Origin of the sequence: Pseudomonas sp. Xaverov 83, from assembly GCF_019352905.1 — a bacterium.
In the GTDB taxonomy this organism is placed as follows: domain Bacteria; phylum Pseudomonadota; class Gammaproteobacteria; order Pseudomonadales; family Pseudomonadaceae; genus Aquipseudomonas; species Aquipseudomonas yamanorum.
On record NZ_JAAAFU010000029.1, the window covers coordinates 247,685 to 269,564 of the forward strand.

The following is a 21,880-nucleotide window of genomic DNA, read 5'->3' on the forward strand; positions in this document are numbered from 1 at the left end:
TGGGAGCTGGCTTGCCTGCGATGGCGCTGGGTCAGCCATGCATCTGTTGCTGATACACCGCTATCGCAGGCAAGCCAGCTCCCACAGTGGAACGCATTCCAGTCTCACGGACTATTTGAGTTCGGCCAGACGCCGTTCGATAAAGCGCTTTTCCGGTTCTTGCTGGGTCAATACCAGCGCCCGCTCAAACGCTCGCCGCGCGTCTTCCGCTCGCCCCAATCGCCGACAAAATTCGCCCCGCGCCGAGTGCGCCAGGTGATAGTCGACTAACTCCCCCCGCGCCAGAATCCCGTCCACCAATTCCAACCCCGCCAACGCCCCATCGCGCATCGCAACGGCCACTGCGCGATTCAGTTCGATCACCGGCGACGGCACCAGCCCGAGCAACACCTCGTACAGCCCAACAATCTGCGGCCAGTCGGTCTCGTCAGCGCTCGTCGCCTCGGCATGTACCGCCGCAATCGCCGCCTGCAGGCTGTAGGGCCCGAAGCGGCGTGTGGTCAGGGATTTCTCCACCAGGGCGCATCCTTCAGCAATCAACGACGCATCCCACAGCGAACGGTCCTGCTCATCCAGCAACACCAATTCACCGCCCGCCGAGGTGCGTGCCGGGCGCCGGGATTCGTGGAGCAACATCAGCGCCAGCAAGCCCATCACTTCCGGCTCCGGCAACAATTCCATCAGCAATCGACCCAGGCGAATCGATTCGCGGGTCAGGTCCTCTCGGGTCAGATCAGCGCCCATGGACGCCGAATAGCCTTCGTTGAACACCAGGTAAATCACTCGCAGCACACTGTCCAGGCGCTCGGGCAACTCCGCCAGGGACGGCACTTGATAGGGAATCTTCGCTTCGCGGATCTTGCCCTTGGCCCGCACGATACGCTGGGCGATGGTGGCCGGTGTGGCGAGAAACGCCCTGGCGATTTCCTCGGTGGTGAGGTCGCAGATCTCACGCAAGGTCAGCGCCGCCTGGGCATCCGCCGCCAGCGCCGGGTGGCAACAGGTGAAGATCAGGCGCAGGCGGTCGTCTTCCACGTCTTCAGCGCTCCAGTCGGCTTCTTCCAATTCATCAGCCTGAGCCAGCAACTGGTTCTGGTGCGCGGCAAACCGGGCCTGGCGGCGCAAACGGTCGATGGCCTTGAAGCGCCCGGTGGAGACCAGCCAGGCCCGGGGATTGTCGGGCACACCGTCTTGCTCCCAACGCTCGACCGCGACGAAGAATGCCTCGTGCAAGGCTTCTTCAGCGAGGTCGAAATCACCGAGCAGGCGAATCAGGGTCGCGAGGATGCGCCGCGATTCGCTGCGATAAACCGCTTCGACCCGGGCCTGCACCGTCAATCGCGCAGGCCTTCGGTCACCAGCGTCACCAGCCGGTCAAGGCTCTGGCCCCAGCCCACGTGAAAGCCCATGGCTTCGTGGGCCTGCTTGGTTTCGGCGCTCCAGTGCATGGCGCGGGCGGTGTACAGGGTCTTGCCGTCGACATCTTCAAAGGTGACTTCGGCGGTCATGAACGGCTGGCCCGAGGGGATCCAGCCGGGGGTGAACGCATCGGTAAACACCAGCCGACTGGGCGCGGTGATTTCGAGGAATACGCCCTGGGTCGGGTATTCGCTGCCGTCGGGCGCGCGCATCAGGGTGCGAAATTGCCCACCAACCCACAGGTCCATTTCGCACTCCGGGGTGGTCATGCCGTGTGGGCCCCACCACTGCTGCAACAAGGCAGGCTCGGTCCAGGCACGGAATACGCGACTGCGAGGTGCGTCGATCAAGCGACTGATGGACAGTTCAAATTCGGCGGGCTTGGGTTGATTGCTCATGGGAAACCTCCTGAGTTTTATTGTTGTGATCAGAGATTCAATTCACGCACGGGGCGCACTTCCACACTGCCGACCCGGGCGGCCGGAATGCCACCGGCCACCTGGATCGCTTCATTCAGGTCCTTGGCCTCGATCAGGTAAAACCCGGCGAGCTGCTCCTTGGTTTCGGCAAACGGTCCGTCGGTGATCGACAGCTTGCCGTTGCGCATGCGTACCGTGGTGGCGGTGGTTACCGACTCCAGCGGTTCGGCAGCGAGCATCCGCCCGCTGGCCTGCACGGACTGGCCATAGGCAAAACATTCCGGGTCCTTGGGGCTGTCGGGCGACTCGTGCAGCACCTGCTCGTTGCTATAGATCAGGCAGAGGTATTTCATGGGATTCTCCGTTTTCGGACAACTGACTATAGTTCGCGGCGGTCAAGGTTTCAGGTCGAACAGACCGGCGCCGGTTTCCATGTCGAAGGGTGCCGACCAATGCTCATGTACCACTTTCCACTCGCCGCCAACGCGCTGGTAGCCGGCGCTGACGCGCATCCAGCAGGTCTTGAGCACGCCGTCGGGCCCGGTGCCGCCACAGTGTGCGAGCCAGTGGGCAAAGGCGCTGTTATCGCCGGCGACGATATGCATCTCATGGAAGTCAAAAACCCCGGGCCCCGGGCAGAACTCCATGCATGCCTTCCAGTGCGCCTCATAGGCGGCCTTGCCCTTGAACTGCAGGGCGCTAACGGCGTCGAACGCGACGATATCGTCGGCGTAAAAGCTGACAATCTTCTCGACATCCTTGGCGGTGACGGCCTGTTTCCATTGTTCGATCAAGCTGCTGATGGCGGTGCTCATGGCGATACTCCTCGCGGGAAAAATCACTGAAGCCACCCTTAGTCGACTGAGATATCGGCCAATCGACAATCCCGCGAAAAATAATTGCGACGACCGCAAACCCGCTAGAATCCGCGCTTCTTTGTAGGATTTCGGATGCTACGCCGATGGAAACCCGCCTCGTCGCCTATCAGACGTTGACTGCCCTGCAACAACAGCAACTCAACGCCCTGGAAGTGCATCCCGAACAGCTGGGGTTTTCCGGCGATATCTACTGTGCGCTGAACACCCTGCTGGTCAATCCGAATCCCGGTATCGCAGGCTTTGCGCTACTCGCCGACGAGATTCCCGTCGCCTTCCTGCTGCTCAAACGCCCGCCGTGCCTGCCCCATTGGGCGGATGAACACAGCGCCACCCTGCATGCGTTGCAAGTCGATCGCCATCAGCAAGGCCTGGGGTTTGGCAAAGCCTGCCTGCAAGCCCTCCCCGCCGCCGCGCGCCTGGTCTGGCCGCAGATCAAAGCGCTGGAGCTGTCGGTGGACACGGATAATGTGGCGGCGATGGGGCTGTATTTGCAGCAGGGCTGGGTGGACAGCGGGGAGGCGTATAAGGGGCGGATTGGGTATGAGCGCCGGTTGGCGTGGGTGTTTTAAACAATAAGGAGCTGGTGAAGATGCTAACAACCCTGGAACAACTCGAAACCCTCTACGGCCTCCCCCACGAACGGGCCGTGCGCAAGGAAATCCCGTTTCTCAACGAGGACTACCAGGCGATGGTCCGCGCGTCGCCCTTGGTGGTGGTGAGTTCATCCGGCCCGGACGGCATCGACGGCTCACCCCGTGGCGATGTGCCGGGGTTTGTGCGAATCATCGACGAGCGCACGTTGGCGATTCCGGATCGGCCAGGGAACAACCGCCTCGACACCCTGCGCAATCTGGTGGTGGACCCGCGTATAGCGTTGCTGTTCATCATCCCGGGCATTGGCGAGACGTTGCGGGTCAATGGCAGTGCACAGATTTCCATCGAGCCCGAGTTGCTGGAGAGCTTTGCGGTGAATGGCAAAGCGGCCCGCTCGGTGATTCTGGTGCAGGTGGAGGCGGCGTATTTCCATTGCTCCAAAGCCTTTGTGCGTTCCGATTGCTGGAACCCGGAAAAGCACCTGGATCGCTCGGCATTGCCCAGCGCCGGGGCATTTCACAAGCGCTTGAATGATGGGGCGTTCGACGCCGAAGCCTATGACCGAGAGATGCCGGAGCGGGTCAAGGCCACGTTGTATTGAGAGGCGGTGGCAGGAGCGAACATGCTCGCTCCTGCCAATGGTGCGGTCAGGCGGATTCGGCGTTGATCGGGATCCAGATTTCCACGGAGCCCGTGCCTTTACCCACGTCGAAGTCGGCGCTGTAGCGCTCAAAATCGGCCCCGACCACCTTGTACCCGGAGGCCGGCAGCCATTCGAACATGATGCGTTCATAGGTCTGCGCCAGTGCCTGCACCGGGCCGAAATGCGGGAACACGGCATAGCGATGGGCCTGGATTTCAATCGACTGGAAGTTGCTCGGTACATCGCCCTTGGCCGGCACTTCAATGCCGGCCAGGTAGTCGAATTCATCGTGTTTGGCGTTGTAGCACACGCCGTAGGTCACGCCGCCGACGCGCTTTTTGATCTCTTTGAAGCAGCTGTCGAACAACTCCCACAACTTGGGAATATCGCCAATCGTGGCCTTCGAATAACGCCCCTGCACACCCGCGATCACCAGGGCGTTGCCCTCTTCCATGCGCGGCTGTAACGGCAGTTTTGTCTGTTGATCCATCTGAACAGTCTCCTTCTTATGAGGGAACAAACCCGCGTCGAGTATAGGGGCATATCCCCGTCGCACTCCAAGCAGAAATTTTTCCCACAGTATCTGGACAATTGGCCATCATCGACCGTATTGTCTGCCCCGCAGGCCACCGCAGTGGCCGACGTCGCTCGGACGGTTCCGGGCGCTTACGTATTTCGAGGCAACAATGGCCGAACCCCGTTCGCCGCGCCGCTTTGCGCGCATAGATCGACTCCCCCCTTACGTGTTCAATATCACTGCCGAGCTGAAGATGGCTGCGCGTCGGCGCGGCGAAGACATCATCGACTTGAGCATGGGTAACCCGGACGGCGCCACTCCACCGCACATCGTGGAAAAAATGGTCACCGTCGCCCAACGCGAAGACACCCACGGCTACTCCACTTCCAAAGGCATTCCGCGGCTGCGCCGGGCGATTTCGCGCTGGTACAAAGACCGCTATGAAGTGGACATCGACCCGGAAACCGAAGCCATCGTGACCATCGGTTCCAAGGAAGGCCTGGCGCATTTGATGCTGGCCACCCTGGACCAAGGCGACACGGTGCTGGTGCCGAACCCCAGCTACCCGATTCACATCTACGGTGCCGTGATTGCCGGCGCCCAGGTGCGTTCGGTGCCGCTGATTCCAGGCGTGGATTTCTTCGCAGAACTGGAACGCGCCATTCGCGGCTCGATTCCCAAGCCGAAGATGATGATCCTCGGCTTCCCGTCCAACCCCACCGCGCAGTGCGTGGAGCTGGACTTCTTCGAACGGGTGATCGCCCTGGCCAAACAGTACGACGTGCTGGTGGTGCATGACCTGGCCTACGCCGACATCGTCTACGACGGCTGGAAAGCTCCGTCGATCATGCAAGTGCCGGGCGCCAAGGACATCGCGGTGGAGTTTTTCACCCTGTCCAAAAGCTACAACATGGCCGGCTGGCGCATTGGTTTCATGGTGGGCAACCCGGAACTGGTCAACGCCCTGGCGCGGATCAAGAGCTACCACGACTACGGCACCTTCACCCCGCTGCAAGTGGCGGCGATTGCGGCGCTGGAAGGCGATCAACAGTGTGTGAAAGACATTGCCGAGCAGTACCGCCAGCGTCGCAACGTGCTGGTTAAAGGCCTGCATGAGCTGGGCTGGATGGTCGAGAACCCGAAGGCGTCGATGTACGTCTGGGCGAAGATTCCCGAGGCGTACGCCGCGATGGGGTCGCTGGAGTTTGCCAAGAAGCTGCTGCTTGAGGCGAAGGTGTGTGTGTCGCCGGGGATTGGTTTTGGTGAGTATGGCGACGATCACGTGCGCTTTGCGCTGATCGAAAACCAGGACCGGATTCGCCAGGCGGTGCGGGGCATCCGGGCGATGTTCCGGGCGGATGGGTTGGTCAAGAAAGCTGAGGCCTGACCCGATCCAACGGCAGGAACCCAATCAATGTGGGAGCGGGCTTGCCTGCGATAGCGGTGTTGAATTCACCATCGCTATCGCAGGCAAGCCAGCTCCCACATTTTTTTTGTGGTGTGCCTGTTACACCACCAGCGACAGCAACATGATAAAGCCCAACGCCACCACCGACAGAATGGTCTCCATCGCTGTCCAGGTCTTGAACGTCTCGGCCACAGTCATATTGAAGTACTGCTTCACCAGCCAGAACCCCGCATCGTTGACGTGAGACAACACCAGCGAGCCCGCCCCCGTCGCCAACACCAGCAACTCGCGGTTCACCCCTGGAATCATCCCCACCACCGGCACCACAATGCCCGCACCGGTAATGGTCGCCACCGTCGCAGAACCGGTAGCCACACGAATCACCGCCGCCACCAGCCAGGCCAGCAGGATCGGGTTGATCTGCGCGGTCACCGCCATCTGGCCGATTACATCACCCACGCCGCTGGTCACCAGCATCTGCTTGAAGCCACCGCCGGCACCGATGATCAGGATGATCGCGGCAGTCGGCGCAAGGCTCGCGTCGAGCAGCTTGAGGATTTGCTTGGAACCGATGCCCTGGCGATGGCCGAAGGTGTACAGCGACAGCAGCAAGGCCAGCAGCAACGCGGTGATCGGGTGACCGATCATGTCCATCCAGTTGCGGATCACGTGGCCGTCCGGCAGGGCGACGTCGGCGAAGGTTTTCAGCAACATCAGGAACACCGGCAGCAGCACGGTGATCAGGGTGATGCTGAAGCTCGGCAGGGTCTTGGATTCCGGTTGCTCACTGGCCAATTGGTCCACCAGTTCCTGGGACGGGTTGCCCGGGATGTACTTGGCGATAAACGAACCATAGAGCGGGCCGGCGATGATGGCTGTAGGCAGCGCGACTATCAGGCCGTAGAGAATAGTCTTGCCGATGTCAGCCCCAAACACGCCAATTGCCAGCAACGGGCCCGGGTGCGGAGGCACCAGGCCGTGCACTGCCGACAGGCCGGCCAGCAGCGGGATGCCGATCTTGATCAGCGACACGCCCGTGCGGCGCGCAACGATAAACACCAGCGGGATCAGCAATACAAAACCGATCTCGAAGAACAGCGGAATGCCCACCAAAAACGCGGCGAACATCATTGCCCACTGCACCTTCTCCTTGCCGAAGGCCCGCACCAGGGTTTGCGCGATCTGATCGGCACCGCCGGAATCGGCCATCATCTTGCCGAGCATCGTACCCAGCGCGAGGATAATCCCGACAAAGCCGAGCACCCCACCGAAGCCGTCCTGGAACGCCTTGATGATCTTGTCCACGGGCATGCCCGAGGTCAGGCCGAGAAAGCCTGCGGCGATGATCAGCGCAATGAACGGGTGGACTTTGAACCGGGTGATCAACACGATCAGGCCGATGATGGTCACCACTGCATCGAGCAGCAGATAGGTATCGTGGGACAAGCCAAACATGGGGGTCTCTCCTGTTTGTTGTTGTTATTAAAGCCGGTAAAAAATTCAGTGCAGGCGGACAGCGCTATCTTGTCCGGCAAAAAATTATTTGTTTGGTTCAAAGCCGTGTTTCAGCCACCAGGCATTGGTTTGCTCGGCCAGTTCTTCAACGCTGTCTTCACTGGCGTTCAGCGCCAGGGTCAACGGCTCGCCCACCGGCGATTCCAGGGTAGCGAACTGACTGTCGATCAGGCTTGCCGGCATGAAATGGCCGGGGCGGTGAGACACACGATCGGCGGCGACTTCGCGGGTCAGTTCCAGAAACACAAACCCCAAGCCCGGCGCGGCTTCGCGCAGGTGGTCGCGGTATTTCTTTTTCAACGCCGAACAGGTGAGCACGGGATGCTCGCCGGCTTTGAGTGAGCGGCGCAATTCATCGCACAGGATGTCGAGCCAGCCGGCGCGGTCTTCGTCGTTAAGGGGATGGCCGGCGCTCATCTTCTCGATGTTCGCGGCGGGGTGAAAGCTGTCGCCTTCGATGGCGGTGGCGCCGTTCAGCAGGCACAGGGCCTCGCTGACGCTGGACTTGCCACAGCCGGAAACACCCATGATCACGAGGGCAGTAACAGGTTGACTCATGAAACACCTCAAGACGCAGATAGCGCTACCTTTGCACGCTGTAAGGCTAGTGCAAAAACAGGCTTTTCCCGCGCCGTCTTGTCATTTTTATGGAGTGACGCGTGCATCTGCTCCAAAGGTTTGAACGGGAACAGGCATCCCGACGTTCAAGAATTTGCAGGGTCTTGGAGACAGCGCTACCTTAGTGCCTCGATTTTTGTTTGGCAAGCCGCCTGATGACTCCCAAGAACGATAAAAATACCCGCACCACGGGCCGCCCTACCCTGAATGAAGTTGCCCGCCTGGCTGGCGTCAGCCCGATTACCGCCTCCCGGGCCTTGCGCGGCATCAGCACCGTGGCCACCGAACTGGTGGAAAAAGTGCAAAAAGCTGCGGCTGAACTGAGCTACGTGGTCAACCCGGCCGCCCGTGCCCTGGCTTCCGCCCAGAGCCAGTCGGTGGTGGTGTTGGTGCCGTCGCTGTCCAACCTACTGTTTATCGAAACCCTCGAAGCCATCCACCAAGTGCTGCGGCCCAAGGGCTTTGAAGTGTTGATCGGCAACACCCACTATTCCCGCGACGAAGAAGAAGACCTGCTGCGCAACTACATGGCCTACCAGCCACGGGGTTTGCTGCTGACCGGGTTTGACCGTACGGAGAGTGCCCGGCGCATGGTGGAATCGAGCAATGTGCCGTGTGTGTACATGATGGACCTGGACCCGGGCGCAGGCCTTAACTGTGTAGGCTTCTCGCAGATGAACGCCGGGGAAACGGCGGCGGCGCATTTGATCTCACGGGGGCGCAAGCGCTTGGCCTATATCGGTGCGCAACTGGACCAGCGCACGTTGTTGCGCGGCGAGGGTTTTCGGCGAGCGTTGCAACAGGCGGGCTTGTATGACCCGGCGCTGGAAGTGCTGACGCCACGCCCGTCGTCGGTGGGCCTGGGTGGTGAGTTGTTCCTGCAACTGCTGGCCAGCCATCCGGATGTGGACGCGATCTTCTTTGGTAACGACGACCTGGCCCAGGGCGCGTTGCTGGAAGCGTTGCGCCATGGCATCAAGGTGCCGGAGCAGATCTCGGTGCTGGGCTTTAACGACTTGCCCTCGTCCTCGTTCATGGTGCCGCGCTTGAGCAGCATCAGTACGCCACGGGAAGCCATTGGCCGACGCGCCGCTGAACATCTGCTGACGGTGATGGCCGGCAACAAGATCGCTCGGCCGGTGGTGGACATGGGGTTTGAGTTGAAGGTGCGCGAGAGTACCTAGCCCGGTCCTATAAGAAGAGACTCATACGGGCCATCGGTAAAACGCTCTACGCTAGCCCTTGCGAGTATGAAAATCCACTGTGACTTCTGACAGTATACGAATCTGTGAAAGGCTCATTTAATCAAGCAACTATCCAGCAACCAGCAATAAGAGATAGCAACTGCAAGTTAGATGGAGCATCTCGACCATGGACCATTACAGAATTAACGCAATACCCGTAACAGGCACACTTAAGGTTGAACAATCCGTAGATGGGCCTTTCGAAGCTACCAGCATCAGGTTTGATTATAGCCGGCACGACCTCTGGTTTCAGGGTGAGTACGTTGATGGATTAGGAAAAACTCGGCTTATTACACTGGTCCTGCCTGACAAGGCAGGTGCATTTTCCGGCGGTTTCAACCCCGACGCCGCCGGCTATTACAACCGCGAAACCAATGACAGGCCACAATATTGGCATTCAGTGTCCGGCCATTACAAAGCCACCTTTATTAAAGGAGCTGGAGATCTGGACGGAGAGTTCCACTTTCAGGGTTCTTGGCCAGGCTCGGAGAAACAGGAATTTAAGGGTACTTTCGATATTCAGACTGGCCCCTTAAGCGTAAAAGCCAAAACAGCTTGAGTAGACTGCGCGAACGCATACAGGCGGTAGCTGTAGGAAGTTGCTGGTGTTGATGGCAGCGCCTTGCTCCGTTACCTACAGGTACGTCAGAATCCGCCGGCTTGTGCGCCTGGGTAGGGCTCTCTAAGGTTGCCCGGTCGCTGAATTTCTCAGTGATCGGGTTTAGTAGCCTGGGCAGTCATACAGAATGAGCATGAGCTTCATCTATCAGACTTACGTGTCTGTGCTTGATGGTGGCTGTGCGCAGGGCGCCCTTGTGGCGCGCCGGATTTTTGTGTGACTTTGCCGGTCTACTAACCTGCGTGCAGCCGCCACCCTTTCGTTTAGTAGCGATCAGGTGATGGCCCAGATAGAGGTCACGCTTATGTTCAAAGTTACTCCCAATCCTCCCGCCTTATTCACCGTCAGCACCAACGCCAGCAGCGAAAGCCTGATCGCCAACAGCTACGAGACGTTTTCCTCGGTCAGCACATTATTGCTCGACCTGTCTGATGAACTCACCGGCAAAGACCGCGACACCGCATTGGCGATTCACCAGTTGAGTGAGTTGGGCGTATTGCTGATGGGCAAGCTGATGGACCAGGAATCACCACTTATCTAACAGACCGCACGCGGTCAAACTGTGAGCGGGCTTGCTCGCGAATGCGGTGTGTCAGCGGACCGTTCCATCACTGATACACCGCATTCGCGAGCAAGCCCGCTCCCACATTTTTGATCCTGCCCACTTAACACCTCGCCGTGCCTTCTGGCCCCTGCTAAATTGCCCCCTGCCTTCTCACCCTCGTCAGGAAAGCACCATGGGCCATTCGCTGAAAATCCTCGGTCGCACTTCTTCCATCAACGTGCGAAAAGTCCTGTGGACCTGCCAGGAACTGGATATCCCCTACGACCGCGAAGACTGGGGCATCGGCTTCGCCTCCACCCAGTCCGCCGAATTCCTGGCCCTGAACCCAAACGCCCAAGTCCCGGTGATCATCGACGACAACGGCGTGCTGTGGGAATCCAACACCATCTGCCGCTACCTCGTGAGCCTGCACCAACGCCACGACCTGTTGCCCACCGAGCCGGCCGCCCGTGCCAGGGTCGAGCAATGGATGGACTGGCAAGCCACCGAACTCAACCCGTCGTGGGGCTACGCCTTCCACGCCCTGGTGCGCAAGAACCCGGACTACCAGGATCCGCAACGCATCAAAGCCGGGGTAAAAAGCTGGAACGACAAGATGGGCCTACTGGAACAGCAACTGATCAAAACCGGCGCCTACGTCGCCGGTAATGACTTCACACTCGCCGACATCCTCATCGGCCTGTCGGTGCACCGCTGGTGGATGACGCCCATGGAGCATCCGTCCTACCCGGCCGTCAGCGCTTACTACGAAACCCTCAGCCAGCGCCCCGGCTTCAAAACCTTCGCCCTCGATGGCCATAACTAAAAACAAGGACTACACAATGAACGGACTCAACGTACTACTCACCGGCGCCTGCGGCCGCATTGGCAAGACGTTTTTCGAAGCGTCGAAAGACCGCTACCGCTTCACCCTCACCGATCGCATCGAGCCGGATTTCGCCCTCGGCGAACACCGTTTCATCCGCGCAGACCTGGGCGACAAAACCGCCCTCGCCGCCCTGCTCGACGGCATTGACGTGATCGTGCACCTGTCCGGCATCCCTCACGCTAGCGCCACCTTCGACGAGTTGCTGCCCAACAACATCCTGGCCACCACCTACCTGTTCGAAGCCGCCGTGGCTGCGGGCGTGAAGCGCCTGGTGTTCGCCAGCAGCGCCCAGACCATCGAAGGCTACCCGGTCGACCGGCAAATCACCCCCGGCATGCAGGTCATGCCCGCCAACCTGTACGGCGTGAGCAAATGCTACGGCGAAGCCCTGTGCGGTTTTTACGCTGCCAAAACCCCGCTCTCCACCATCGCCCTGCGTATTGGTGCATTCGAATTCCCGGAAGCCCCCGACCTGAACAACGCCCGCGACCTCAGCGCCTGGCTCAGTCCGCGGGATGCCGTGCAATTGCTGCAACGCTCGGTAGAAACCGAAGGTGTGAAACACCTGATCGCCCACGGCATCTCCAACAACCGCTTCAAACGCCTGGACCTCAGCGAAACAACCCGTGTGCTGGGTTACCAACCGGTGGATGATGCGTTCCAGGAATTCGAGATCCCGATCACTTATTGAGTCTTCTGCCCATGTCTTTCCCTTCTACCGCAGACGGCATCGACCCGATCCGCGCCGCGCACATCAGCGCGCGCATTGATCGGTTGCCCGCCGTCGCCACCGTCTGGCGCTTGGTGGCGCTGCTGTCGATTGGCGGTTTTTTCGAGCTGTATGACTTGTTCCAGACTGCCTATATCAGCCCCGGCCTGATCAGTGACGGAATTTTCCACACCGGCAGCCAGGGTGTATTCGGCTTCTCTGACCAGGCGGCCTTTGCCTCGGCGACCTTCCTCGGCCTGTTCCTCGGCGCCAGCCTGCTCAGCCCGATTGCCGACCGTTACGGGCGCCGGGCGATCTTCACCTTTGCGTTGATCTGGTACACCGTCGCCACCGTGTTGATGGGCATCCAGACCTCCGCACTGGGCATCATCTGCATGCGCTTTTTGGTGGGCATTGGTTTGGGGATCGAGCTGGTGACCATCGACGCCTACCTCTCGGAACTGGTGCCCAAGCGCATGCGCAGTTCGGCATTTGCCTTCGCGTTTTTCATCCAGTTCCTGTCGGTGCCGGCGGTGGCCTTGATGTCGTGGTGGCTGGTGCCCCAGGCGCCGTTCGGGATCTCCGGCTGGCGCTGGGTGGTGGTGAGCAGTGCGGTGTTTGCGCTGTTTATCTGGCAACTGCGCAAGCGCCTGCCGGAGTCACCGCGCTGGCTCGCGCAAAAAGGCCGCTTCGACGAGGCCGGGCAGATTATGGACAGCCTCGAAGCGCGCTGCCAGAAAGACCACGGCAAGCCGCTGGACGAACCGGAGCCGGAAGCCGTCAGCGTGCAGGGCCAAGGGCGCTTTGCCGATATCTGGCAACCGCCGTACCGGCGCCGGGCGCTGATGCTGATTGTGTTTCACGTGTTCCAGGCCATCGGCTTTTTCGGCTTCGGCAACTGGCTGCCGGCGCTGCTCTCGGGCCAGGGCGTGAGCGTCACTCACAGCTTGGGTTATGCCTTCATCATCACCCTCGCCTACCCGCTGGGGCCGCTGCTGTTTGTGAAGGTGGCGAACCGTTTTGAAAACAAATGGCAGATTGTCGGCTCGGCCCTGGGGGCGGTGATCTTCGGCAGTTTGTTCGCGCTGCAAACCACCGCCGTGGGGCTGGTGATCTGCGGGGTGATGATCACCTTCTGCAATGCCTGGCTGAGCTTCAGTTATCACTCCTACCAGAGTGAGCTGTTCCCCACCAATATCCGCGCCCGGGCGGTAGGTTTCTGCTATTCGTTCAGTCGGCTGTCGACGGTGTTCAGCAGCCTGTTGATCGGTGTGATCCTCGAACACCTCGGCACGCCCGGCGTGTTGGCGTTTATCGCCAGCAGCATGTTGATCGTGATGATCACCATCAGTTGGTTCGGCCCGCGCACCCGCAACCTGGCGCTGGAGAACATTGCCCACTAGCGGCAAACCCTGGCCGTCGGCATGCCAAGGCTTGCCGACGGTGGCGGCCAAAAGCCCCGTAAACACGGGGCCACACCATTGGGCACGCTAATTGCTCCTCCTGTGGCACCGCCCACATCCACAGGTGTCCTGATCATGCTGATCAACAACAATCCCCAGGCTCAGTCGACGATCCAACGCATCAAGCGCGCAGACATGGACCCGGCCAACGCCGCCGCCAGCGCGCTGTACAGCGGTGCCGCGCAAAACGCGCAAGGTGCCGCCGGCGTGTCCACCACCCAGGCCGCCGCCGATGCCAAGGCTGACAACATCGACGCAGCCTTTGCCAAGACCCGCGTGCAGTTGCAGGCCACCACCGCGACCACGTCGAGCACCGATGTGCCCAAGACCGACTCCACCACATCGGCCCGCAGTGACTTCACCGACTACATGAAGAAAAGCCCGGCCGAGCGCATCCGCGAGCAACTGCTCAAGGAACAGGGTTTGACCGAAGAAGATGTGAAAAACCTGCCACAGGAAAAGCAGGATGCCATTTCCAAGGAAGTGGCCGCACGCCTGAAGGACCAGCAGGCGCAGCAAGTAGCAGCGAAAACCGCTGACCCGCAGGCGCAGACGGTGAAAGAAACCCTGGCTGCGATCTAAGCAACACCACAAACCAAATGTGGGAGCGGGCTTGCTCGCGAATGCGGTGTGTCAGTCAATCCATGTGCTGACTGACACACCGCATTCGCGAGCAAGCCCGCTCCCACACAAGCTCATTCCACATTTGATCTGCGGTGTTACTGCAGTTGCAGTGTCGAGTTGAACTGACTGATCGCATCCACCACATGCCGTGACCCTTCCTGAATCTCCAGGATCACCTGCCCCGCTTCATTCGCCAGCTCCACCCCAAGCCCCGTGCGGCTCAAGCTCGACTGCATGCTCGACACCGCGCTGATCGACAGGTCGTGGTTCTTGCGCACCACATCCACAATCTCGATCGTCGCCTGGCTGGTACGTGCCGCAAGGCTGCGCACCTCATCCGCCACCACCGCAAACCCGCGCCCATGTTCACCGGCCCGGGCCGCTTCGATCGCGGCGTTGAGCGCCAGCAGGTTGGTCTGGTCGGCAATGCCCCGGATGGTCTGGACGATGCTGCCGATAATGTCCGACTGCTTGCTCACCGCATCGATACTCACGGCAGCCTCATTCAGGTCACGGGAAATTTCTTCGATGATCTGCACGGTCTGCTGCACCACTTCCGAACCCTTGCGGGCGCAGGCGTCGTTCTGCACCGAGGTGGCGTGGGCCGAGTCGGCGGCGGTGCGCAAGGTGGTGACCTGGTCGGTGATGTCACTGGCGAACTTCACCACTTTGTACAGGCGTCCGCTGGCATCGAAGATCGGGTTGTAGGAGGCTTCCAGAAACAGCGTCTGGCCGAATTTGTCTTTGCGCTCAAACCGATGGGAGTGATATTCGCCGCGATTGAGCGAGGCCCAGAATGCCTTGTAGGCCGGCGAATCGGTCTCACCCCGATGGCAGAACATACTGTGATGCTGGCCGACGATTTCACCGAGGGAATACTTCACTGTCTTCAGGAAGTTGTCGTTGGCATTCAGAATCTGGCCTTGCGGAGTGAATTCAATCACCGCCATGGAGCGGCCGATGGCGTCGATCAAGCTTTGGTTTTCATGCTCGTGGTGAATCCGCGCCGAGATGTCAGAGGCCACCTTGATCACGCTCTGCACCTGGTTGTCGGCACCGATTACCGGCATGTAACTGGCCTCCAGCCACACTTCCTGACCATGCTTGTTCAACCGCATGAAGGTGCCACTGAGAGGCTCGCCCCGCGCCAGGTCGCGCCAGAGCTTGGCGTAGGCGTCGGTGTGGGTGTAGGCCTCTTCGCAGAAAATCCGGTGATGCTGGCCGCGAATTTCTTCGGCGCGGTAGCCCATGGTCCTGCAGAAGTTTTCATTGGCATCCAGCACGATGCCGTCGCGATCAAACTCGATCATTGCCATGGAACGGCTGATGGCGGCCAATTTGGCTTTGGCTTCGGTAAGCGCACAGGAGAAACGTTCGATTTCCAGCAGGTCGGATTTGTGTTGGCGGTTGAACATGGCGGATCACCCTTTATTTTCCCGACGCCCACGCGGGCGCATTCCATTCACGGTTTGAATCTTGATCGCAGACCTTTATGGGGGAACCTATCCGAAACGCTTTATATGCCGAGCGTCATCAACGGTTCTGGGTGAGCATAGACAGGCGTTGGCGCTATGCAAGGCCACTAGTCAGCCAGCATTTGCAACAAAGCATTAACCACTGCGGAAGGCGGTTGGTGGCGTGATGTCACCAACGCAAACTCGCGATGCACCGGCTCCGCCAGCGGCATGATGCGCAAGCCGTGGCGCTGGGCCGGCAGGGTCATCTCGGGTACCAGGGTGACGCCGACACCTTCGCGCACCAGGCTGAAGGCGCTGTTCCATTCCCGCACTTCCACCCGTACCTCGCGCAATGTCAGACCGGCTTCCTGCGCCAGGCTGCGGGCGTTGACGGTGCAGCCGCCGGTGGCGAGCACAAAGGGTTGCTCCACCAATTCTTCCAGCGTCACGGTTGCCTGCGCCGGGCGCCGGGAAAACCCGTGGGCCATCGGCAGCACCGCCACCCAGTTATCGCGCCCCAGCACCGCAGCATTGCGCTCGGACGGCGGGTTGAGCACCACCCCCAGGTCGATCAGATTTGCGTCGAGCAAGGTGTTCACTTCATCGTCCGTGACTTCCAGGGCCGTGACCTCGATGCCCGGGTAAAGCTGGTTGAACCGCCGCAGCAGCGGCGGCAGGAACACCGCCAGCACCATGGGGAAACTCGCGATGCGAATCGTCCCACGCAGCATGGGCCGCGCTTCGTCCACCGTGGTGCGAATCGCCTGCAACGCTCCCAACATCACCCGCGCCTGCTCGATCACTTGCAGGCCCAGGGCGGTGGGCAAGGTCTGGCGTGCTTCACGTACAAACAACTGCGCACCGAGGTTGGCCTCCATGGCCGCCATCGCCTGGCTGGCGGCGGATTGGGTCATGCCCACCCGCTCGGAGGCCGCGGTGATACTGCCGTTGTCCGCCACGGCCACCAGCAGGCGCCAGTGCATCAGGTTCATCATGGCAGTAGCTGTCCTTATGGCAGGATTCTGAAAGATTAATTTTACGCAAGGTGCCATGCCCACGAGACTGAAGGCAACTGTCCTGCGGAGTTGCCCCGATGAAGCTGTATTTTTCCCCGAATGCCTGTTCCCTCGCGTCCCATATCGTGCTGCGGGAACTGGCCCTACCGTTTGAATTGATTCGCGTCGACAACCAGAAAAAGCTCACCGCTGACGGTGATGATTTCCTGCAGATCAACCCCAAGGGCTACGTGGCGGCGCTGCAACTGGACAACGGCGAGGTGCTGACCGAAGGCGCCGCCATTCTGCAATACCTGGCTGACCGGGTACCTGCGGCGGGCCTGGCGCCGGCTAATGGCAGTTGGGAGCGGGTGCGTTTGCAGGAGTGGCTGAACTTTGTCTCCAGCGAGATTCATGGCGGGCTGGGGGTGTTGTTCAAGGATGCGATTCCGGATGAGGTGAAGGCGCTGTTCAAGGCCACACTGTTCAAGCGGTTTGCGATTCTGGTGCAGACCCTGGAGCGTCAGGACTACCTGCTGGGCGCGCAGTATTCGGTGGCGGATACGTACCTGTTTGTGGTGCTGCGCTGGGCGGGGTTGTTTGATATCGATTTGCAGCAATGGCCGGCGCTGGCGAAGTTCCAGCAGCGGATCAGCGAGCGGCCGGCGGTAATTGCCGCCCTGGCCGCTGAAAATCCATGACCTGAAATGCAGTCAAAAATGTGGGAGCTGGCTTGCCTGCGATAGCGATGGTGAATCCAATACCGCTATCGCAGGCAAGCCAGCTCCCACATTTGATCTCCATTGTTTTAGAGAATGGGTTTCAAGCCATCGTTTTCGATGAATGTAGCCAACGCCAGCACATCCACCGACCCCGATCGATCCTGATCGAGGTGTGCCACCTGGCTGCGCACTGCCTCATGAATACGCCGGGTGCCCCGCCCCAGTTGAACCGTGCCGCGCAGGTCCACTGCCTGCGCCGCCACGATCAGCTCAATGCTGCCCAGCCACACCACGCGCTGCACCAACTGCCGGGTTTTCTCGACCACCGCCAACGCCTGCCCCGCATAATCTTCCACGCGATCCGCCACCGGCACGCTCACCGCCGGGATCGGATTGGCCAAATGCCCAATCTCCGCCACCAACGCCGAACCGGTGCGCTGCAAGGCGGCCATGCCTACGTGCCCGGGCTGTTTGATCAAAAAGCGTGGCAGTTCACTGGAGGCCGGCGACAGCAACTTGGCAATCCGCTCGGCGCTGCACACCGCCACGCGGCTCAACGCCAGGCCCAAGCCTTCGGCCGCCAGCGCGAGATGGGTGCTGTCGAAATTGGCCGTGGCCAGCGCCAACGCGTCTTCGCTGATCAACGCCGGATTGTCCGCGCCGCTGGCCAGTTCCAGTTCGATCAACTCGCGCAACGCCTGCACCGCCTGTTGCGCCGCGCCTTGAATCACCGTGGCACAGCGAAAGCTCAGCGGGTCCTGTAACCGACGCGGGTTATCGGCCAATTCGCCGCCCGCCAGCAATTCCAGCACCGCCGCTGATTGCCCGCTTTGCCCCGGCGCCGGACGCAACCGCGAAGCCCACGGCTGGAACGGACTGAGGTTGGCCCGATAGCCTTCACACGACAACGCCAGCCCCGCCAACACGGCCTGCAATGCCTGTTCGGCTTCAGCCACCAGCAACGCCCCAAGGCCGATACTCGCAGCGTTGGCCGACACCAGCGCCAGGCCATCCTTGCCCGTCAGTGGTACGTTCAGCGCCAGGCTCAAATGGGCCAACGGCGCCAGGTCGCTCTCGCCTAATGATCCGAGCAACGGCACCTCGGGTTCGAGGCCGCTATTAAGCAAATCCAACAGCGCCTGCGCCGCCCTTGGCGAAATGCCCGAGCGCCCCTGGGCCAACCCGGCCAACCGGGCTGCCGTGATCGCGCGTAACTCCTGTCGATTGGCCAGGCGCCCAACGCCCACTGCGCGCCCCAGTGGAATGTTTGCCTGCACCGGCGACACCGGCGTATCCACCGCCGCACCCAGGCCGGTGGTCACCCCGTAAATCGGCGTGCCTTCAGCCACCAGGCGCAGCAACAGTTGATGGCCTTCGTCGATACGCTGGCGGGCCGCACCGCTGAATTCAGCCGGTGCATCCTGCCGGGCAATCAACAGTAAATCCTCAATCGCCAAACCATCGGGATCGAAGTGAATCATGCCCAACGCAACCGCTGGCCGATGCCCAGGCGCTTGGATTTTTCCAGCAGTGCGTGGCCCAAGGCGATGTCGCTCAGGCTCAACCCACGGTGCCAGAACAGGATGGTTTCTTCGGGGGTTTCGCGGCCGGTCTTCAACCCCGCGACGATCTGCCCCAACTCCGCATGCAAGGTTTCGGCACTGAGTTTCCCGGCATCGACATGGGCGCGCAATGCGCCAAACATACCGCCCTTGCACTGGCCCCAATCGTCCACCACCCGTTTGTGCATGATGTCGGTCAAGGACAATTCCACTGCGCTCATGGTGCCGTAAGGCACGACGAAGGCGCCGGGCTTGATCCACTCGGTACGCAGCAAGGGTTGCGGCTGATCCAGGCGTGACGCCTCCACCACGATGTCGGCGCCGCGCACCGTAGACTCCCAATCGTCGGTGACAATCACCGGTTTGCCGAGGTCCCGGCGCAGGCGCTCGGCGAAGGCTTCGCGGCTTTCGCTGCGCCGCGAGTGCACGCGGATTTCTTCGAAGTCGAACAGATGGTCCAGCAGCCGCACGTTCCAATACGCGGTGCCACGGGCGCCGATGTGCGCGAGGATTTTACTGTCGGGCCGGGCCAGGTATTTGGCGCCGATAGCAGTGACGGCGCCGGTGCGCATGTCGGTGATCGCCGAGGCATCAAGGATAGCCTTGGGGATGCCAGTGGCCGGGTCCAGCAGGTTGAGAATCGCCAGTTCCGAGGGCAGGCCCTTGCGGTAGTTGTCGACAAAGTCGCCCACCACCTTGACCCCGGCGTAGCCGATTGCGCCGCCCAATACACCGCGCAGCACGTTGAAGTGGCCGTTGATTTCACCGCCGGGAATCAGGTGCATGCGCGGCTCGATCACCGCCTCGCTGCGGCCCTGGATCGCCAGGCTGGATTCGATGGCGTCGAGGATTTCGTCGTTGGTCAGGGCCAGTTCGTCGATGTCCAGGCCGTTAAGGAAGTCGATGTAGATCGGTTGCATGGTCTGCTCACTGATGGGTTACGAAGGTCGACGCTGAAGAGGCTTTTATGTGCCGAGGGAGCTTGTTATGGGGCCTTGAACACAACTTGCTGCACATCGACCTTTTTCGGGATCAGGCCATTGGCAAAAAACGCGTCGGCGGTGCCTTGTTGGGTGGCGATGTCCGTCGCGTTCAGTGGCCGGCTCGGCGTCGGCGAGCGATGCTGGAAGTAGCTTTCCACCACCGCCAGCTGCAAGCCCAGTGTCTTGGCCATCAGCGCGACGCTTTCGTCGTGCTGGTCCAGGGACAACCGCTGCGCCTGGGCAAACACCTTGAGAATCGCAGCAATCGCCTGCGGGTGCTGCTTGGCAAACGGCCCGCTGGCGATGAAGAAACTGCCCGCCGGGTTCAGCCCCTGGCCATCCCCCAACACTTTCGCCGAACCGTCCACCACCGCCGCCGAGTAGTACGGGTCCCATACGACCCAGGCGTCGACCTTGCCTTGTTCAAACGCGGCACGGCCGTCGGAGGGCGACAGGTACACCACGTTCACATCCTTCCACTGCAAGCCCGCACGCAGCAGGCTTTTGAGGAACAGGTTGTGGGCGCTGGAACCCTTGAGCAGCGCAACGCGCTTGCCCTTGAGTTCGGCCACGCTTTGCACGGTGCTGTCCTTGGGCAGCAGGATCGCTTCGGTGCGCCCGTCATTGGGTTCGACGCCGATGTAGCGGATGTCGATGCCGGCAGCCTGGGCGAAGATCGGCGGGATGTCGCCGATATTGCCGATGTCGATGCTGCCGCCGTTCAAGGCTTCGATCAGCGGCGGGCCGCCGAGGAATTCGATCCACTCGACCTTGGTGCCCGGCAGCCCTTCTTCGAACAGGTGATGCTCACGGGCAAGCACCATGCTCACCGAGCTTTTCTGGTACCCGACGCGCAGGGTGGCCGGGTCTGCCGCCAGCAGAGGCCCGGCGCACAGCGCCAACAGTGTGGCAGCGATGAGCTTGTGCATCAGAGACTCTCCTTGACCTTGGCTGCGACGTCCGCCGGCACCCATTGCTGCCAGACCTGCGGTTGTTCTTTCAGGAACGCTTCGGCCACTTGGCGCGGCGCGGTGCGTTTCTCGGCCATTTGCGCGAGGATGCCGTTGAGCAGGTCAATCGGCAGGTCGACCTTTTCAAAGAACGTCACCAGTTGCGGGTACTGCGCCTTGAACGGCGCCGACACGCCAATCGCCAGGTGCGCTGGCATCGAGCGAGTACCGATGGGGTGCGGGTTGTTGGCGTCGGCCAGGGTCTTCCAGGCTTCGGCGTTGAACGGTGGCTCTTCCAGTTTGATCAGCTTGAAGCGCCCCAACAGCGGCGTCGGCGACCAGTAGTAGAACAGCACAGGTTTGCCGCGTCGGATCGACGAAGCGACCTCGGCATCCAGCGCCGCGCCGGAGCCGGTGCGGAAGTTGACGAAGGTGTCGGTCAGGCCGTAGGCCTTGAGTTTCTGGCTGTTGACGATCTCCGAGGTCCAGCCGGTGGGGCTGTTGAGGAAGCGCCCGCGGGTCGGGTCTTCGGGGTCGCGGAACGCATCCTTGTAGCGGGCCAGGTCGGCGACGGATTTAAGCTCCGGGGCCAGGGGTTTAATGCCGCGTTCGGCGTCGCCCTTGATCACGTATTCCGGCACCCACCAGCCTTCGGTGGCGCCTTTGACGGTATCGCCCAGGCCGAACACCTTGCCTTCGCTTTCGGCCTTGACCCACGCCGGACTGCGCCCGGCCCACTCTTCGCCGATCACCTGGATATCGTCCTTGGCCAGGGCGGCTTCCAGGCTCACGGTGCTGCCGGGCAAGGTGTCGGTGGGCAGGCCGTAGCCTTTCTCGACGATCAGGCGCAGCACTTCGGTGATGAGGCTGCCGCTTTCCCAGGTGATGTCACCAAAGTGGATCGGTTTGGCAGGTTCGGCGGCTGTGGCGGACTGTGCCAGGACGGTCAGCGCCAGTAGCGAGCCACCGAGCAGGTTTTTGAGTGTTCTCATAAGTAGCCTCTTGGAGATTCAAGACAGATCCAGAGTGGGCAGTGTCAGTGTGGGAGCTGGCTTGCCTGCGATGCAGACACCTCGGTTTTTCAGGAAGACCGAGGTGATGCAATCGC

The 21,880-nt window shown here is 60.9% G+C and carries 24 protein-coding genes and 1 pseudogene; 11 read left to right on the plus strand and 14 right to left on the minus strand.

What is annotated here, in order from left to right; genetic code table 11:
* Positions 1-111: 111 nt before the first annotated feature.
* Genes K0H47_RS12510 through K0H47_RS12525 form a run of 4 tightly spaced genes read right to left on the minus strand, consistent with a single transcriptional unit; the run spans position 112 to position 2,653 of the window.
* A complete protein-coding gene (locus tag K0H47_RS12510; protein WP_219272800.1) occupies positions 112-1,338 on the minus strand; it encodes an RNA polymerase sigma factor in 1,227 nt (408 codons plus the stop codon).
* A complete protein-coding gene (locus K0H47_RS12515; RefSeq protein WP_219272802.1) occupies positions 1,335-1,817 on the minus strand; it encodes an SRPBCC family protein in 483 nt (160 codons plus the stop codon). Before K0H47_RS12515 ends, K0H47_RS12510 begins: the two co-directional genes overlap by 4 nt.
* Positions 1,818-1,846: 29 nt before the next feature.
* The gene (locus K0H47_RS12520) at positions 1,847-2,191 is read right to left on the minus strand and encodes a YciI family protein (RefSeq protein WP_017475946.1); all 345 of its coding nucleotides are present in this window, start codon (positions 2,189-2,191) and stop codon (positions 1,847-1,849) included.
* 42 nt (positions 2,192-2,233) lie between these two features.
* The gene (locus tag K0H47_RS12525; protein ID WP_219272804.1) at positions 2,234-2,653 is read right to left on the minus strand and encodes a nuclear transport factor 2 family protein; all 420 of its coding nucleotides are present in this window, start codon (positions 2,651-2,653) and stop codon (positions 2,234-2,236) included.
* A gap of 146 nt (positions 2,654-2,799) precedes the next feature.
* Between K0H47_RS12525 and K0H47_RS12530 the strand changes: the two genes are divergently transcribed.
* Both K0H47_RS12530 and K0H47_RS12535 read left to right on the plus strand, forming a co-directional pair.
* Positions 2,800-3,285, plus strand: coding sequence for an N-acetyltransferase (locus K0H47_RS12530; RefSeq protein ID WP_219272805.1), 486 nt, complete (start codon positions 2,800-2,802; stop codon positions 3,283-3,285).
* 20 nt (positions 3,286-3,305) lie between these two features.
* Entirely contained in the window at positions 3,306-3,911 is a 606-nt protein-coding gene (locus K0H47_RS12535; protein ID WP_177072042.1) for a pyridoxamine 5'-phosphate oxidase family protein, read from the plus strand.
* Positions 3,912-3,957: 46 nt separating this feature from the next.
* Here the strand turns inward: K0H47_RS12535 and K0H47_RS12540 are convergent, their stop codons facing one another.
* Positions 3,958-4,443: a GyrI-like domain-containing protein gene (locus tag K0H47_RS12540; protein ID WP_201140199.1), complete on the minus strand. Its 486-nt coding sequence runs from the start codon at positions 4,441-4,443 to the stop codon at positions 3,958-3,960.
* Positions 4,444-4,639: 196 nt separating this feature from the next.
* Between K0H47_RS12540 and alaC the strand changes: the two genes are divergently transcribed.
* Positions 4,640-5,857: an alanine transaminase gene (gene alaC, locus K0H47_RS12545; protein ID WP_093206930.1), complete on the plus strand. Its 1,218-nt coding sequence runs from the start codon at positions 4,640-4,642 to the stop codon at positions 5,855-5,857.
* 120 nt (positions 5,858-5,977) lie between these two features.
* Here alaC and K0H47_RS12550 read toward each other — a convergent pair whose 3' ends face one another.
* Both K0H47_RS12550 and K0H47_RS12555 read right to left on the minus strand, forming a co-directional pair.
* Positions 5,978-7,333, minus strand: coding sequence for a GntP family permease (locus K0H47_RS12550; RefSeq protein WP_017475952.1), 1,356 nt, complete (start codon positions 7,331-7,333; stop codon positions 5,978-5,980).
* 84 nt (positions 7,334-7,417) lie between these two features.
* A complete protein-coding gene (locus K0H47_RS12555) occupies positions 7,418-7,951 on the minus strand; it encodes a gluconokinase (RefSeq protein ID WP_017475953.1) in 534 nt (177 codons plus the stop codon).
* A gap of 212 nt (positions 7,952-8,163) precedes the next feature.
* Between K0H47_RS12555 and K0H47_RS12560 the strand changes: the two genes are divergently transcribed.
* The 7 genes from K0H47_RS12560 (at position 8,164) to K0H47_RS12590 (ending at position 14,061) form a co-directional block, all read left to right on the plus strand.
* Complete coding sequence (locus K0H47_RS12560; RefSeq protein ID WP_201140243.1) at positions 8,164-9,195, plus strand: LacI family DNA-binding transcriptional regulator; 1,032 nt, start codon at positions 8,164-8,166, stop codon at positions 9,193-9,195.
* A gap of 187 nt (positions 9,196-9,382) precedes the next feature.
* Entirely contained in the window at positions 9,383-9,814 is a 432-nt protein-coding gene (locus tag K0H47_RS12565; protein WP_063027750.1) for a hypothetical protein, read from the plus strand.
* A 364-nt stretch (positions 9,815-10,178) separates the two neighbouring features.
* Positions 10,179-10,415, plus strand: coding sequence for a DUF6124 family protein (locus K0H47_RS12570; RefSeq protein ID WP_063027748.1), 237 nt, complete (start codon positions 10,179-10,181; stop codon positions 10,413-10,415).
* Positions 10,416-10,611: 196 nt separating this feature from the next.
* Positions 10,612-11,244: a glutathione S-transferase family protein gene (locus K0H47_RS12575; RefSeq protein ID WP_177072044.1), complete on the plus strand. Its 633-nt coding sequence runs from the start codon at positions 10,612-10,614 to the stop codon at positions 11,242-11,244.
* 16 nt (positions 11,245-11,260) lie between these two features.
* Positions 11,261-11,998 (plus strand): NAD(P)-dependent oxidoreductase, encoded by a 738-nt coding sequence (locus K0H47_RS12580; protein ID WP_063027744.1) that lies wholly within the window; start codon positions 11,261-11,263, stop codon positions 11,996-11,998.
* Between the two features lie 11 nt (positions 11,999-12,009).
* On the plus strand, positions 12,010-13,419 hold the full coding sequence (locus K0H47_RS12585) for an MFS transporter (RefSeq protein WP_063027742.1): 1,410 nt from the start codon (positions 12,010-12,012) through the stop codon (positions 13,417-13,419).
* Between the two features lie 135 nt (positions 13,420-13,554).
* Entirely contained in the window at positions 13,555-14,061 is a 507-nt protein-coding gene (locus tag K0H47_RS12590) for a hypothetical protein (protein WP_063027741.1), read from the plus strand.
* 137 nt (positions 14,062-14,198) lie between these two features.
* Here K0H47_RS12590 and K0H47_RS31400 read toward each other — a convergent pair whose 3' ends face one another.
* The 3 genes and pseudogenes from K0H47_RS31400 to K0H47_RS12600 form a co-directional block, all read right to left on the minus strand.
* Positions 14,199-14,771 (minus strand): methyl-accepting chemotaxis protein, encoded by a 573-nt coding sequence (locus tag K0H47_RS31400; protein ID WP_371131994.1) that lies wholly within the window; start codon positions 14,769-14,771, stop codon positions 14,199-14,201.
* 18 nt (positions 14,772-14,789) lie between these two features.
* Positions 14,790-15,518 (minus strand): annotated as a pseudogene (locus tag K0H47_RS31405) (PAS domain-containing protein); the annotation flags it as partial.
* Between the two features lie 167 nt (positions 15,519-15,685).
* Complete coding sequence (locus K0H47_RS12600) at positions 15,686-16,555, minus strand: LysR family transcriptional regulator (RefSeq protein ID WP_063027737.1); 870 nt, start codon at positions 16,553-16,555, stop codon at positions 15,686-15,688.
* Positions 16,556-16,653: 98 nt separating this feature from the next.
* On the opposite strand from K0H47_RS12600, the gene gstA reads away from it, so the two are divergent.
* The gene (gene gstA / locus K0H47_RS12605) at positions 16,654-17,256 is read left to right on the plus strand and encodes a glutathione transferase GstA (RefSeq protein WP_219272807.1); all 603 of its coding nucleotides are present in this window, start codon (positions 16,654-16,656) and stop codon (positions 17,254-17,256) included.
* Positions 17,257-17,363: 107 nt separating this feature from the next.
* On the opposite strand, the gene K0H47_RS12610 is transcribed toward gstA, so the two are convergent.
* The 4 genes from K0H47_RS12610 to K0H47_RS12625 all read right to left on the minus strand — a co-directional run bounded on the left by K0H47_RS12610 (position 17,364) and on the right by K0H47_RS12625 (position 21,764).
* Entirely contained in the window at positions 17,364-18,758 is a 1,395-nt protein-coding gene (locus K0H47_RS12610; protein ID WP_219272808.1) for an aromatic amino acid lyase, read from the minus strand.
* On the minus strand, positions 18,755-19,759 hold the full coding sequence (locus tag K0H47_RS12615) for an ornithine cyclodeaminase family protein (RefSeq protein WP_219272810.1): 1,005 nt from the start codon (positions 19,757-19,759) through the stop codon (positions 18,755-18,757). Before K0H47_RS12615 ends, K0H47_RS12610 begins: the two co-directional genes overlap by 4 nt.
* 65 nt (positions 19,760-19,824) lie before the next feature.
* Positions 19,825-20,751, minus strand: a complete 927-nt coding sequence (locus tag K0H47_RS12620) for an aliphatic sulfonate ABC transporter substrate-binding protein (RefSeq protein WP_219272811.1) — start codon at positions 20,749-20,751, stop codon at positions 19,825-19,827.
* Positions 20,751-21,764 carry an ABC transporter substrate-binding protein gene (locus K0H47_RS12625; RefSeq protein ID WP_219272813.1) on the minus strand — a complete coding sequence of 338 codons (1,014 nt, stop codon included), beginning with the start codon at positions 21,762-21,764 and terminating at the stop codon, positions 20,751-20,753. Before K0H47_RS12625 ends, K0H47_RS12620 begins: the two co-directional genes overlap by 1 nt.
* Positions 21,765-21,880: the final 116 nt, after the last annotated feature.